We start from the raw sequence: 14890 nt of genomic DNA on the forward strand, positions 1-14890 counted from the left end.
CTTTTAGATACCATCAACATCATCCAATGAAATATCACCGATCGCAATTTCTTCATCAGGGCTGCTTCTTAATTCAATAATAAGATCAAATATTTGATAATCATACCTGCTCTCATTCACAAATATATCGGGATGCTCAATAACTTTAGTCGCAGGCATCTCCATAACTTCCTTTAACAGTATCTCATGCTTTTCATTAGAGCGCACCGTGCTTACTATCCCGTCAATGATAAACACATTATTAAGGTTCATTTCTTCTTCCGTCAATTGACTTCTTACCGTTTGGCGCAGCAAGGTGGAGGATACAAAGGTCCAGCGCTTATTAGCGCATACGCTGCCTGCAATAATCGATTCTGTCTTCCCTACGCGCGGCATTCCTCTAAGACCGACTACATGGTTGCCCTCCTGTTTAAATACCTCACCCAAAAAATCAACGAGCAAGCCAAGCTCGTCTCTTGTGAATCGAAAAGTTTTGTGATCATCGGAATCACGTTCTATGTAACGGCCATGACGAACAGCCAAAATATCTACAATGGTCGGCGTACGCAATTTATTGACAGTTATATTATCCACTTTTCTTAGCAATTGTCCAAGCAATTCAATTTTAACATCATCATTCGTTTGCAGCAGCATGCCTCTTGTTCGATCCTGCACACCGTTGATTGAAATAATGTTCACCTCAAGCATACCAAGTAAGGAGGCAATATCTCCAAGCAGTCCAGGACGATTTTTATGAATTCTGTATTCCAAATACCATTGCTTTAATTCCATGAAGGCTGCCACCTCTTCTAAAATGACCAATTAAAAATATCTCTACTGCTTATTCTACAAATTTCGGCAGTATCCTGCAAATCATACAATTTCCTTTCTAAGATTCACAGCTTCGCGTTCCTTTGGACAAGTACGTTTTACAGTGAAATTAGAAGTTTTATATTTGCAGAAAAGCCTCCAACCTGGAGGCTTCCCGCATAAGCAAAACCTCTATTTTAAACTTGCCTGAAACTAAGTCAGCCAACCGCCGTTAGGGCTAATGATTTGACCGGTAATATATGACGATTCCGGCAATGACAAGAAATAAACGAGCGAAGCGATTTCATCAGCTGTGCCCAGCCTGCCTAGCGGAATATCTTGTTTAATCGCAGCTTTTTCATCTTCGTCAAAGCTATCCATCATCTCGGTATCAACAGCGCCAGGCGCCACTGCGTTTACTGTAATGCCTGATGGCGCCAATTCCTTTGCCAATGCTTTTGTAAAAGCATTCATGCCGCCTTTCGTTGTAGAATACAGCACCTCGCAGGAAGCGCCGGAGATACCCCAGATGGAGGAAACGTTAATAATACGTCCAAAGCGCTGGGCAACCATGTTCGGCATAAAGAGCTGTGTAATAAGAAACATCCCTTTCAGATTAACAGCCATTACATCGTCCCATACTTCTTCACTCACATCTGCAAGCAGGCCATAATGCGCAATACCGCCGTTATTCACGATGATGTCGGGCATCATGCCATGAGCCTCCAGCTTCTCCTTCATTCGTTCAAGCTGCTCTTTACTTCTTAAATCTGCCGATATCGTCAGCACTTGAACGCCGTACGTCATACATATTCTTGCCGTTTCATTGGCGCTTTCATGAGAATTCAAATAGTGAATTACGATATTAAAGCCTTCCACAGCAAAGCGCTTTGCAATAGCAGCGCCAATGCCGCGGCTTCCCCCAGTAATTAATACCGTCATTTTCTTAAAGCTGTTCAATGCTTGTCGCTTGTAACGATCGATACAGCCATATGCTCAAAATCAAAATGGTCGCGCAATCTGGCATTAATCTGTTCAAGCGTGCTGTTTTCATACAATGCCAAAATGTCGAACATATCGCTGTCTCGGAAGGAATAGCGTGTAAATTCGCCGGCAATCGCTTCGGGAGAGTTAAGCATTCTTAAAAATCCGCCGATTTTTTTTCTTTTTACTCGCTCAAACAATTGTGGATCCAGACCATCCTGTGCGGCCTTTTGAATCGCTGTCCTCAATTGTTCCAACAATCGTTCAGGCTCTGGCGTGTCTCCGCCAATAACAGAGAAGCCGTAGCCTGTCATAATATTGTACTCATGGCCGAACGAATCCGTAATAAGCTGCTGCTCATACAAGAATTGATACAAAGGTGTGCTTGATCCGAGCAATACATCGAGCATCAGCTTAGTGACTACTTCCTGCTCTAACAGCTCAATTCCGGCTGCCGTCACTTGTTTTTCCTTAAAGCCTATCATACATTTAGGCAGAGAAACAGCCAATTTTCTTACAACCTTTTTGTCACGAACGGCAGCAGGCTCTTCTTCAAAAATTCTTGCGATTTCACCTTGTGGGGCAAAAGATTTTTTGGCCTGATTGCGTTTAACCAAATCAATAATGCTTGGCGCATCCACACCGCCGACAACGAACAGCAGCATATTGGAAGGGTGATAAAAGGTTTCATAGCATGCGTATAATGTTTCCTTGTCAATTTTACCGATCGATTCAGCCGTACCGGCTATATCAATATGAACGGGATGCTTTTGATACAGCGCCTCAATCAAGCCAAAGTAAACCCGCCAATCCGGATTGTCAGCGTACATATTAATTTCCTGTTCAATAATCCCTTTTTCCTTCTCTACATTTTCATCAGTAAAATAAGGATTTTGAACAAAATCGATTAAGGTTTCCAGGTTTGCTTCAATCTGCTCTGTGGCAGAAAATAAGTAGACAGTGCGGTCAAAGGTAGTAAAAGCGTTAGCCGACGCTCCCTGAGACGCAAAGGTAGCAAAAATATCGCCAGTCGGCTCTTCGAACATTTTGTGCTCCAAAAAATGGGCAATACCGTCCGGCACCTGAACAGCCTCTTTGCCGGCAACGGCAAAGTGATTATCAATCGAGCCGAACTTTGTCGCAAATGTTGCATAAGTCTTCTGAAATCCGCTCTTTGGCAGGACAATTATTTCCAAGCCGTTATCGAGCACTTCCCGGTATAGCGTTTCTTGAAATCTTTTGTATTGTAATACTTCCATTATTAGCGCGCCTCCTTCCGGTTGCGAAGAAAGTAAATCGTATCCAGCTCGACATGCTGTGCAACAGAAACAATCTGCTCGGAAGTTACAGCATTCACTTCAGCAAGCAGCTGCTCCACAGGACGTTCAATTCCAGAGAATACGCTATTAAAATGATAAGCTGTCATTTCAAAAGCAGAATCCTGCATCTCCCGCAATTGATTTGTAAGCATCGCTTTCGTTTGGCTCAGTTCGAGCTCAGTAAGCTCGCCGCGTTTCATCGCTTCCAGCTGCTCTTCAATAATGGCAACAGCGCGGTCATAATTTTGCATTTCAATACCTGATTGAATCGTGCATATGCCCTTATGTCCGTCTAATCTTGAAGAAGCATAGTAAGCAAGGCTTTCTCTCTCACGCACATTCAAAAACAGCTTGGAATGAGGATAGCCCCCAAGAATGCCGTTATACATAAGCAAGGCTGCATAGTTCGGGTCATTATAGCCCGTATGCGTTCGAAGCCCCAGATTAAGCTTGCCTTGACCCACATCCAATTCTTCAACCACACGTTTAATTTCACCATGGCCTGACTTCAATATAGTCGCGCTATATAAAGAAGGTGCGCCGTCGTGAATGTGGAAGTGCTGCTCGATGAGCGCAGCAACCTCGTCAAGCGTTGTATCGCCTACGACGTACAGATCAAAAGCTGCTTCCCGCTGCCAATGCAAGTAGCGTTTATATAACGATTCAGGCGAGATATGCGGCAAATCGCTTCTTTGCCCAAGCGGATGCAGACGATAAGCTTCACCCTCACACATCTCCTCAAGACAGCGCTCAGCTGCATAGCGGATTTTGTCATTAACGATCGCGTCAAGCCTCTTGTGCAGCGTTTCTTTCTCAGCCTTTACATAGGCAGCTTGGAAGCCGTCGCCCTCCAATAAAGGATCGGAAACGGTTTCGCCGAGAAATTGCAGCGCCTCTGCCAGCAGCGATTGCTCCGACGATACAAATTGATCATTAATAACGTCCATTCTAAATTGCACAATTTGCGCGTCGCCGCGCTTATATACATCAAAACCAAATCCAGCGCCATACATTTCGTCAAGCTTGCCTCGAAATGCGGTAGTCTCAGGCAGCTTGGCATTTCCTCGGCGTAAAACAAATGGCAGAAGCGCTGTTTCCGTTACTGTATCTTCCCTTAAGGGCACTCCGGCAAATAATGATATTGCGAAGGTTTTGAATCGTTTGGTAGGTAAAACATGCAGTCTCAAACGCTGTACCTGACCCGTTTGGAATAAACTCACGATTGGACTTCTCCCTTCCGTGCACGCTCAGTTCGTGCTTTACGTTATCTTCTTGATTCTAACCGAAATGAAATGGAAGAAGCAACCACCTCCTGCCTTGCAGAATCGGGTTGCTCCTACCTTCATAAAGGTATGCTTGCAGTTGAAGCTTCATAACTGCAACATTGAATTCGTAACATTTGTATTAATCAAATACAGAAAATATGCTTGCCAATCGTCATAATTTGCTGCCTTGTCCAAATCCACTTCGATGTAGCTGTTACCGGATTGAAGTAATACAGACAGCCGTTTGTTGGATCAATGCCATTAATCGCATCTTCTACAGCTTTTCTAGCGGTATCATTGGGTGTCAAGTAAATTTGACCGTCGGCAACTGCGGTAAAAGCTCCGGGCTGGAAAATAACACCATACACAGAGTTTGGGAAGCTTTGTGATTTGACGCGGTTAAGAATAACTGCCGCGACAGCCACTTGCCCTTGATAAGGCTCGCCCCGCGCTTCTCCATATACGGCGTTCGCCATTATTTTGAGATCATTTTCAGTTAACCCAAGTCGGTTGGATTGTGGCAACGAAGATCCCCCAGCCGAGCCTCCTCCGCCAGTAGTTCCTTGATTGTTGCCAGTGTTCTGTCCGGGTTTCCAAGCTTTAGTAGCGTCTACAAGCTTTTGCTTCGTCAGCGAACCTACAACGCCATCGGATTTCAAGCCGAATTTCCATTGAAACCAGGTCACTGCATTTTTCGTTTTCGAACCGAAGATACCATCTATTTTGCCATCATAATAACCAAGGAAATTCAATCGGCCTTGCAGTTCTGTAACATCCTGGCCTGTCGACCCCATTCGAAGCGTAGCACTGCTAAACGTTTGTTCCGCATCTCGCGGCTGCATGACATACATCGTGGAAAGAAACAAGACAACAACAACAGTCATCAAGATTACTCTTATTCTCATGTAGGAATCTGCCTTTCTCATCCAAGTTTGTTCGCTATAGGTAGCGTTGCCTAACTTAAGTATGAGAAAGTTCTCCCTTTTCTATGCAGAAAGACTAATTTTGATCATGAATTATTGTTGAGACAAGGCTTATTGCTAGTTTGCTTGAAATTGCTCCTGCGTCATAAGCACTTCTCTTGGCTTGCTTCCCTCATAAGGACCGACAATCCCTTTGGCTTCCATCTGGTCAATCATTCTCGCTGCCCTCGTATAGCCGATTCTCATTCGTCTTTGCAGCAAGGAAACAGATGCCTGCTTCGCTTCAACGACGATTTGAACAGCCTGGCCATACAGCTCGTCAAGCTCAACTTCGTCTTCTGTCTCTTCCTCAATTTCTGGAACGAGATCTTCCTTATACTCCGCCTCTGCTTGATCACGGGTAAACGAGACAAGCGCCTCCACCTCCTGATCAGACAAGAAGGCGCCTTGCACACGAATCGGCTTGGACATGCCTACTGGCAAAAACAGCATATCCCCCCTGCCCAGCAGCTTCTCAGCTCCAGCCATATCAAGTATCGTTCTGGAATCGACCTGCGAGGACACGCCAAATGCAATTCTGGACGGAATATTTGCTTTAATTACCCCAGTAATAACATCAACGGACGGCCTTTGCGTTGCGATAATAAGGTGAATACCTGCAGCTCTGGCCATTTGCGCCAGCCTTGCTATTGAATCCTCTACATCGTTAGCGGCTACCATCATTAAATCAGCAAGCTCGTCGACAATAACAACAATATATGGCAATATTGCAGCAGGATTATCAGCCATAAGCGCATTATAACCTTCAATATTGCGCGTTCCTGATTTGGAGAACAGCTCATAGCGCTTCTCCATCTCAACTACTATTTTTTTGAGCGCCAGCGATGCCCGCCTTGGATCCGTAACGACAGGAGCTAACAAATGGGGAATGCCATTGTATACATTTAGCTCTACCATTTTGGGATCAATCATAAGAAATTTGACTTCATCCGGTGCTGCTTTATATAAAATACTTGTAATAATACCGTTAATACAAACGGATTTACCTGAGCCAGTAGCACCCGCTACCAGCAAATGGGGCATTTTTGCTAGATTGCCGACAATCGTTTGACCAGAAATATCCCGTCCAAAAGCTATGGACAGCTTGGAAGGCGCATTTTGAAAAGCAGCTGTTTCCATAACCTCGCGCATCGTTACAATAGACACTTCCATATTTGGCACTTCAATACCTATTGCGGATTTACCAGGTATAGGCGCTTCCATACGCACATCTTTGGCAGCAAGCGCAAGCGCAATATCATCAGTTAATCCGACAATCCGGCTTACCTTTACGCCAGTTGCCGGCTGCACCTCATATCTGGTCACCGCCGGACCGCGAACGACATCGAGCACTTTAGCTCGCACGCCGAAGCTCTCGAGTGTAGCCTCCAGCTTGCGCCTGGAATCAAACAAGTCGCTTGCTTCAGAGCCTGCGCCGCCTCCGCTCGGCTTGTTTAACAAGCTGAATGGCGGGAGCATGTAGGGTACAGCCTGTTGAGCGTGCTGTTCGTCAGCAGCAATTGGCCTGCGTGGCAAGCCTTCCATCATTTGTGCGGCTGTTACGATAGCTTCTGAGTCGTGCAAATTATGTAGATTGGAATTTTCATCTGAGCTATCAGCTGCAGAAATGTCCCCTGCCTCTGCATCAGCTTCTGGTTTTGCCTGCTCGACAGCACTATTGTCGTTGTTATAAGCATGAACATCTTGAGAATCATATCTATCCTGCTCCTCGTAAACAGGCAGATTATCCGTACTAGAATGCATTTGGCCAGCCTCGCTATAGGAAGCTCGCATTTCTTCAGGATCATGGTCAAGCTGATTATGTTCTATTATTGCAGCAGCGTTCTCTTGTGAACGATTATCCGCATCCCATGGCGGGCTGCTGTCCGTTCCATCAATGCGGTCATTTGCACTGTCTTGCTGCGAGTAGGAATTGCGGGCAGCGTGCTGAAGCTCCCATTCCTCCTCTTGATCTGACTCTTGCATGCCAATATTTTTCGCTTCCATTCTGCCCGTAACAGACTTCCAGGAGAAGAACAACGATTTCTTTCTTTTTTCCACACGCGGCGCGCTTTCATCAGCAGCATCATTATAATAATCGTCGTCCTCCATTTTTTCTTCCTCTTGCTCGCTCGCTGCCAACTGGTAAGCATTTGCTTTTTTAACAGCTGCTCTTTTCTTTGCCCACTGCATTTGTTTGGCCTTGAACAGCTTATATATCCGCATCGCTTTCTTGACAACGATGCGAAGCATATCGACATAAGAGCGGCCGGTGAGCAGCATTAATGAAATAGCGAACATGACAAGCATAATCAGCAATGCGCCATAATAGCCAAACAATAAGAACAAGGCTGAATATTGCACAGCACCGATGTATCCGCCGCTTATTTGTTTATCGCGAATTGAAGTTTTAGGAGCATCTAAAGAAATTAATTCTTGTTTGAGACCTTTGTCCAGCTCGCTAAAAATCAAACCGCCTGACCATTGCTCCTTAGGGAGCACTTCAAAACGTTCGTTAATTTCTGAAATAGCGCTGCTAAGCGTAAATGCAAGCACCAAAACAAGCAGGCCCGTTTTGCGGCTTGTCCAGCCTTTGGGCCATGCTCGCTTAATCATAACTGTCAAACCTATATAGACGCCAACCAAGGCCAGTACAAAATAAAATTTGCCAAGAGCAAGCCCAAACAGCTTGGACAATGCACGTCCAACAGCTGCCTCGCCTGATAAAGCAATAATCGAAATGGTAATTAACAATATACCGTAAACTTCATACTTCAGCTGAGCGCCTATCGATTTTTTCTTTCTCTTTCGTTTTGCCAATACAGTCACCTCTAATTACACATTATACCATAGCAAAATAGTAGAGGGCTATTAAGCAATGCGAAGAAGATTCTCATAATTAAAAGCAGTCGTCAATCCAGCTCCTTTAAGAAGACTAATCTAAGCTGTTATATGAAACAAATGCACCCGGCATCAGAGCAGGGTTCAAGTAATCGTCAAGCGAGCATTGCAGCAATCTAACGATTTGCCCAACACCAGGCGATACCGGCATTATCTCCATTTTGACGCCGAGGGCTTCAATTTGCACGGTTGGCTTTAATTGATCGATGCCATCCAAAATAATTTCCAGCGGCAGAGCCGTGTATAGTGTCATGCTACTCACCTTTCTTTCTTTGTTCGATCAATGCATTTAACTTTTTCATCGCAGCACCTAGCCCTCCCACTTCATCGATCAAGCCGTGCTTTACTGCATCAGCACCTATTACCGTTGTTCCAATATCTCTAGTCAGCTCGCCCATCGTAAACATCAATTGTTTGAATTTCTGTTCAGACACTGCGGAATGAGCCGTCACAAAGCGTACGACACGCTCCTGCATTTTTTCCATATATTCAAACGATTGAGGCACGCCTATAATTAGACCAGTCAGGCGAATCGGATGGATCGTCATAGTAGCTGTTTCGGCAATAAAGGAGTAGTGTCCAGCTACTGCTATAGGAACGCCAATCGAATGCCCTCCGCCAAGCACAAGCGTTACCGCAGGCTTTGATAATGAAGAAATCATTTCTGCAATAGCGAGTCCAGCTTCCACATCTCCGCCAACCGTATTCAAAATAATAAGCACGCCTTCAATTTTGCTATTCTGCTCTGCGGCAACAAGCTGCGGAATCATATGCTCATATTTCGTCGTTTTATTTTGCGGCGGCAATATAAGATGCCCTTCGACCTGTCCAATAATCGTCATACAAAAAATATTGGATTCACTGTTTGTTGGAACTGTTGACTGTCCTAACTGGGTAACAGCTTCAATTGCAGCCGATATTTTTTTGCCTTCTTCTTCTCCTTCCCGCTCTTGACCTTGCTCTTTCGTTGTATCTTCTTTCATTGCGGATACCCCCTCATCACTTTAACTAGCTGTTATAGTATGAGATGGGAAACAAAAAAATATGATGCAAACCGCATAATAAAAAATCGCTTGTCTCTAAGACAAGCGATTTTTGCGTGATGGGTTTCAGCGATTACACTTCCATTATGATCGGCAATATCATTGGACGTCTGCGCGTTTGCTCATATAAGAATCGTCCCAGTGCATCTTTAACATTCGTTTTTAAGGACGCCCATTCATTCACCTTATCATTCATCAGCTTATTAAGCGTAGATGTAACAATACGGTTCGCTTCATCCAGCAAGCCTTCCGACTCGCGAACATATACAAAGCCGCGTGAAATAATATCTGGTCCTGACAAAATCGTTCCGTCCTGCTTGCTAAGTGTCACAACAACGACCAGAATACCGTCTTGTGACAGTAATTTGCGGTCACGCAGTACAATGTTTCCTACGTCGCCAACTCCAAGTCCGTCGATCAACACATTGCCCGCCTGTACTTTAGAGCCCTTGCGAGCGACTCCGCCCTGGAACTCCACCGTATCGCCGTTGTCGACAATAAACACGTTTTCAGCATCCATGCCGATGTCTTCGGCAAGCTTGGCATGCTGGCGTAGCATACGATATTCACCGTGAATTGGAATAAAGTATTTTGGTTTAACTAAATTGAGCATAAGCTTCAGCTCTTCCTGGCTGCCATGCCCGGACACGTGAACGCCGGATACGGAGCCCGGTCCGTAAATAACATGGGCACCCAAGCGGAACAGCTCATCTACGGTGCGGCCTACATAGCGCTCATTGCCGGGAATCGGCGTTGCTGCAATGATAACTGTGTCGCCAGGTAAAATATCTACCTTGCGGTGGGTTGAACGAGCCATTCTCGTAAGCGCAGACATTGGTTCTCCCTGGCTGCCTGTACATAGGATCACAACACGGTCTGCAGCCATTTTATTCACTTCCTCAGGCTCAATCAGCATTCCTTCTGGAATGTTCAAATACCCAAGCTCTGAAGCGATGCTTACAACATTAACCATACTGCGTCCTACTACAGCAATTTTGCGGCGAGTTGCTATAGAGGCGTTAATGATTTGTTGAATACGGTGAACGTTGGAAGCGAATGTTGCAACGACGACACGCTGCTCCGATTTGCGGAAAATATCTTCGAGCTCATGACCGACATTACTTTCTGAAGGCGTATAGCCTGGCCGTTCGGCATTCGTGCTGTCCGACAACAGCGCCAACACGCCGCGCTTGCCGATTTCGGCAATTCTTTGCAGATCAGCAAATTGATCATTGACAGGCGTATGGTCGAACTTGAAGTCACCTGTATGCACTACGTTTCCTTCTGGAGTCTCGAGGCAAACGCCCACGGAATCTGGAATACTGTGATTTGTACGGAAAAACGTAGTGCGAATTGCGCCGAGTAAAATTTCTGAATCCGCATTTATAAGAATTCGTTTCGTTTCACCAAGCAATCCAGCTTCCTTAAGCTTACCTTCGATCAAGCCCAGTGTGAGCTTCGTTCCGTATACGGGAACATTTAGATGCTTGAGGACATAAGGCAAGCCGCCGATATGATCCTCATGGCCGTGAGTAATAACAATACCGCGAACCTTATCGCGATTTTCGACTAAGTAGCTAATATCCGGAATAACTATATCTATACCCAACATATCTTCTTCTGGGAACTTGAGGCCAGCATCCACAACTACGATATCGTTGTTGTATTGAATGACATACATGTTTTTACCAATTTCGCCTACTCCGCCCAAAGCAAAGATGAGCAGCTTGTCCTGATTATTCTTTTTTGACAAATGAATCTATACCTCCTAGTTTTTATGCGTAACAAAATAGCGCTTCATTGCGATCAAAACGCAGTTGAAACATTACGTGTTGTACATATTTCGTTTTATTTATTTTGATTATTGTCAGATGCCGCTCTGACTTTAAAAATGCCAAGAAAATTTTACCGAACCCATTCACTTGTCATCATTATACATGATCAAAAAGACACTTTACAAGTGCTAGCCAAAATATCATGCGATACCGCTCATTCTTTACCAGCATTTTTTATAGTTTTACCGAGTATTTATGCGGTTATGCTTTTTTTGCAGCATCTTATTTTTTTATTGTTAAAACGTGCATTTCCTGCTCTATTTTAAAGTTCATATCTTGAAATTCATTGAATTGATTAATATGTATGCCCGTTTTTTTGATTTTTATGGAGAAGTCAGGCGCTGCCTCCCAAAAAATTCCACTAATCATTTCAAAAAAGCCGGTGCATAGCGCACCGGCTTAATTAGCGAGCTTGTAACCACAATTATTTGGAATAGGATTGCAAAAGCTCTTCAATAAATTGGGCTTCTCCTTCATTCACCGTAATAAGCGGAAGTCTTACGCCTCCGACTGGGAAAGCTTTTAGACCAAGCGCATATTTTACAGCTACGGGATTTGGCACAGGGTTCGGACAAGCAAACATGCCTCTAAAAATTGGGTGCAGATTTCCGTGAAGCTTGGCAGCCTGCTGAACATCGCCGTTCAAATAAGCTTCGATCATCTGCTTCATCTCAGCACCTGCAATATGGCTGGAAACACTAATGATGCCTTGTGCTCCAACTGCAAGTGCCGGCAGAGTCGCGCTGTCGTCGCCGCTATAAACCAAAAACCCTTCAGGGGCAGCACTAATAATTTGAGTAAGCTGATCGAGCGAAGCACAATCCTTCGTTGCAACAACGTTAGGGATTTGTGCAAGTCTAAGCGTAGTATCTACAGAAATATTAACTGCCGTTCTGCCTTCAACATTGTAAAGAATGACCGGCAGGCTTGTAGCCTCTGCAATCGCTTTGAAGTGCTGGTACAGCCCTTCTTGCGAAGGCTTGTTGTAGTAAGGCGCTACAAGAAGCACGCCATCTACGCCGCAGGCTTCTGCAGCCTTTGTCAATTGAATAGAGCCGGCTGTATTATTGCTGCCCGTACCTGCAATTATTTTGCAGCGTCCGGCAGCATGCTTGACTGCAAATCGAAACAATTCCTGCTTCTCATCTTCAGTAAGCGTAGGCGATTCGCCAGTCGTGCCTGAAACAACCAAGCTGTCGCTTTTTTGTACATCAATCAAATAATCGATCAGCTTTTCTGTTGTTGCCCAATCAATTTGTCCTTGTGCATCAAATGGAGTAACCATTGCGGTAATTAATCTTCCAAAATCCATCCTGACTCCTCCTAAGCCGTTTTGCTTCGCAAGACCAGAAAGCATGCGCCTTTGTTTTGCGAAGCAAAACTAATCAGGTTAAGCTTAAATCATTGGTTTGCGAACAGGTATAATATGAATAAAGCTTACAGCATCTATTTGTGAAGCTCAAATTTATTATGAAGGGTACGAACTGCTTCTTCCATTTCAGTACCTTGCACAAGCACCCATATCGTTGTGTTTGAATCGGCTGACTGCATAATAGCAATATTCTTTTCAGTTAATGCCTCGACAATTTTGGCCATAACCCCTGGCTGACCGTTCATTCCGCCTCCGATAATCGATACTTTCGCACAGCCCTTTCTTTCCTCAGGCTCATAGCCAATAGTCCGGAGCAGCTTGATGGCTTTGGCAGCATCTTTATCAAATACAGTATAGGTCACCTTGTTAGGCGTAACATGAATGAAATCAACACTAATCTGATGATCGGCCATTGTTTTGAATACGGATAAAGGCATATCGGTACATTGGTCCGGAGATTTGACAGTAAGCTGGGTTAACCCGGAATAATGAGCAATTCCAGTTACATGTCGATCATACAGCATTTGCTCGCTGCCTGTATACACCTGATCGCCTATCCATGTGCCCGTATCCTCAGAAAATGTCGATCGAATACGAATCGGCAGCCTTGCTTGCTGGGCAATTTCGACAGCTCTTGGATGAATAACCTTAGCTCCCTCTCTTGCCAAATTGCATATTTCTGCGTAAGAAACGGCCGACAACGGCTTTGCTCCTGTCACAATACGCGGATCAGCTGTTAAAACACCGACTACATCTGTATATATATCTACGATTTCGGCAGTCAGTGCAGCACCTAGCGCCGTTGCGGAGGTATCGCTGCCGCCTCTGCCTAATGTCGTTAATTCTCCCGCTTCAGAAACTCCTTGAAAACCAGTTACGATCACGATCGTTCCCGCCTCCAACGAAGCTATTAAAGCTTTGGGGCGGATTTCCAAAATTTTGGCATTGCCAAACTGTTCATCCGTTATAATGCCAGCACCGGCTCCCGTATAAACATGAGCCGGCAGTCCGCGTTCTTGCAGCATAGCGCAGAGCGTCACTGCGGATATGGTTTCGCCGCAGCAAAGCAGCAAATCGCGCTCACGAGAAGATAGCGGCTCTTTCTCGCTATACACAAGCTCCAGCAACGTATCGGTTGCATAGGGTTCTCCTAATCTGCCCATTGCCGATACAACAACGACAACTGCATAGCCATTATTGCGTTCGCGTATAATGTGGCTGATTACTTGTTCCCTGCTTTGCTTGGTTGTAAGCGAGGAGCCGCCGAATTTTTGAACGAGGATGCGCATACTGTATACCTCCCAGAGCCTGCTGGCTCTTATAGCTGGCGGGCGATATACGCGCCTCAATGAGACTGTTTAGATTAACCTTTTACGATTTCTTCTGCAATTTGAACTGCATTCCAAGCCGCGCCTTTTAACAGGTTGTCAGAAACAATCCACATATTCAGGCCGCGATTATGCCCAAGATCACGTCTTAGACGGCCAACGAAAACATCCGGCTTGCCAGCTGACTCCGTAGCAAGCGGATACTGCTGGCTTGCAGGATCGTCAACAAGCGTAATGCCTGGCGCATTCGCCAGCAGCTGCTTTACTTCCTCAAGATCATAGTCATTCTTAAGCTCAACATATACCGACTCAGAATGGCCATAGACAACCGGAATACGCACGCAAGTTGCGGTTACTTCGATGGACTCGTCGCCAAGAATTTTTTTAGTTTCATTGACCATTTTCATTTCTTCGAATGTATAACCGTTATCTGTAAACTTATCAATTTGCGGAATGGCGTTAAACGCAATTTGGTGCTTCACAGGAAGTGCTCCTACAGGCAAAATAGCCGGATTGACTTCTTCTTCAGCAAGTGCTGCCTTCGTTTGGCGAAGCATTTCAGTTATAGCGCTTGCGCCTGCTCCTGAAACAGCTTGGTAAGTAGATACGATAACACGCTCAATTCCATAACGGTCCAAAAGCGGCTTCAAGGCAACAACCATTTGAGTCGTAGAGCAATTCGGATTGGCAATCAGGCCGTTATGCTCACGGATTTTGTCAGCATTAACCTCTGGAACGACAAGTGGCGTATTTACATCCATGCGATAAGCGCTAGTATTGTCGATACATACTACTCCTCGCTCTATAGCATGGCTGGCCAGCGCCTTCGTAACATCTCCGCCTGCGCTGAATAAAGCAATATTTATTCCATCAAAGCTTTCAGGCTTTGCTTCTTCTATAGTAACCTCTTGACCCTTGAACTGGACTTTTTTGCCCGCAGAACGTGCTGAAGACAATAGCTTAAGTTCCTTGATCGGGAAGTTTCTCTCTTCAAGTAATTTAATAATTTGTTCCCCTACTGCGCCTGTTGCTCCAACTACCGCAACATTAAACAATGTTTGACTAGACATATGCTTTCTTCTCCCCTCACAA

At 45.0% G+C, this 14890-nt stretch carries 12 protein-coding genes; all 12 read right to left on the reverse strand.

Annotated elements, in window-relative coordinates; translation table 11 throughout:
* Positions 1 to 3 precede the first annotated feature (3 nt).
* Positions 4 to 771 carry a DUF3388 domain-containing protein gene (locus V1L65_RS06080; RefSeq protein WP_331698195.1) on the reverse strand — a complete coding sequence of 256 codons (768 nt, stop codon included), beginning with the start codon at positions 769 to 771 and terminating at the stop codon, positions 4 to 6.
* 231 nt (positions 772 to 1002) lie between these two features.
* On the reverse strand, positions 1003 to 1731 hold the full coding sequence (ymfI, locus tag V1L65_RS06085; RefSeq protein WP_331698196.1) for an elongation factor P 5-aminopentanone reductase: 729 nt from the start codon (positions 1729 to 1731) through the stop codon (positions 1003 to 1005).
* A gap of 14 nt (positions 1732 to 1745) precedes the next feature.
* Positions 1746 to 3032, reverse strand: a complete 1287-nt coding sequence (yfmH, locus tag V1L65_RS06090) for an EF-P 5-aminopentanol modification-associated protein YfmH (RefSeq protein WP_331698197.1) — start codon at positions 3030 to 3032, stop codon at positions 1746 to 1748.
* A gap of 2 nt (positions 3033 to 3034) precedes the next feature.
* Positions 3035 to 4312, reverse strand: a complete 1278-nt coding sequence (gene yfmF, locus V1L65_RS06095; protein ID WP_331698198.1) for an EF-P 5-aminopentanol modification-associated protein YfmF — start codon at positions 4310 to 4312, stop codon at positions 3035 to 3037.
* A gap of 188 nt (positions 4313 to 4500) precedes the next feature.
* Positions 4501 to 5262: a spore cortex-lytic enzyme gene (gene sleB, locus V1L65_RS06100; protein WP_331698199.1), complete on the reverse strand. Its 762-nt coding sequence runs from the start codon at positions 5260 to 5262 to the stop codon at positions 4501 to 4503.
* Between the two features lie 135 nt (positions 5263 to 5397).
* Positions 5398 to 8139, reverse strand: a complete 2742-nt coding sequence (locus V1L65_RS06105; protein WP_331698200.1) for an FtsK/SpoIIIE family DNA translocase — start codon at positions 8137 to 8139, stop codon at positions 5398 to 5400.
* Between the two features lie 115 nt (positions 8140 to 8254).
* The gene (locus V1L65_RS06110) at positions 8255 to 8473 is read right to left on the reverse strand and encodes a YlzJ-like family protein (protein WP_331698201.1); all 219 of its coding nucleotides are present in this window, start codon (positions 8471 to 8473) and stop codon (positions 8255 to 8257) included.
* Between the two features lies 1 nt (position 8474).
* On the reverse strand, positions 8475 to 9203 hold the full coding sequence (locus tag V1L65_RS06115) for a ClpP family protease (protein ID WP_331698202.1): 729 nt from the start codon (positions 9201 to 9203) through the stop codon (positions 8475 to 8477).
* 133 nt (positions 9204 to 9336) lie between these two features.
* Positions 9337 to 11016: a ribonuclease J gene (locus V1L65_RS06120; RefSeq protein WP_331698203.1), complete on the reverse strand. Its 1680-nt coding sequence runs from the start codon at positions 11014 to 11016 to the stop codon at positions 9337 to 9339.
* A gap of 506 nt (positions 11017 to 11522) precedes the next feature.
* The gene (dapA, locus tag V1L65_RS06125; RefSeq protein WP_331698205.1) at positions 11523 to 12410 is read right to left on the reverse strand and encodes a 4-hydroxy-tetrahydrodipicolinate synthase; all 888 of its coding nucleotides are present in this window, start codon (positions 12408 to 12410) and stop codon (positions 11523 to 11525) included.
* A gap of 134 nt (positions 12411 to 12544) precedes the next feature.
* Positions 12545 to 13759 carry an aspartate kinase gene (dapG, locus tag V1L65_RS06130; protein ID WP_331698206.1) on the reverse strand — a complete coding sequence of 405 codons (1215 nt, stop codon included), beginning with the start codon at positions 13757 to 13759 and terminating at the stop codon, positions 12545 to 12547.
* 74 nt (positions 13760 to 13833) lie between these two features.
* Positions 13834 to 14868 carry an aspartate-semialdehyde dehydrogenase gene (locus tag V1L65_RS06135; RefSeq protein ID WP_331698208.1) on the reverse strand — a complete coding sequence of 345 codons (1035 nt, stop codon included), beginning with the start codon at positions 14866 to 14868 and terminating at the stop codon, positions 13834 to 13836.
* Between the last annotated feature and the right edge of the window lie 22 nt (positions 14869 to 14890).

The sequence above is a fragment of the Paenibacillus sp. IITD108 genome, from assembly GCF_036541265.1.
GTDB lineage: Bacteria > Bacillota > Bacilli > Paenibacillales > Paenibacillaceae > Pristimantibacillus.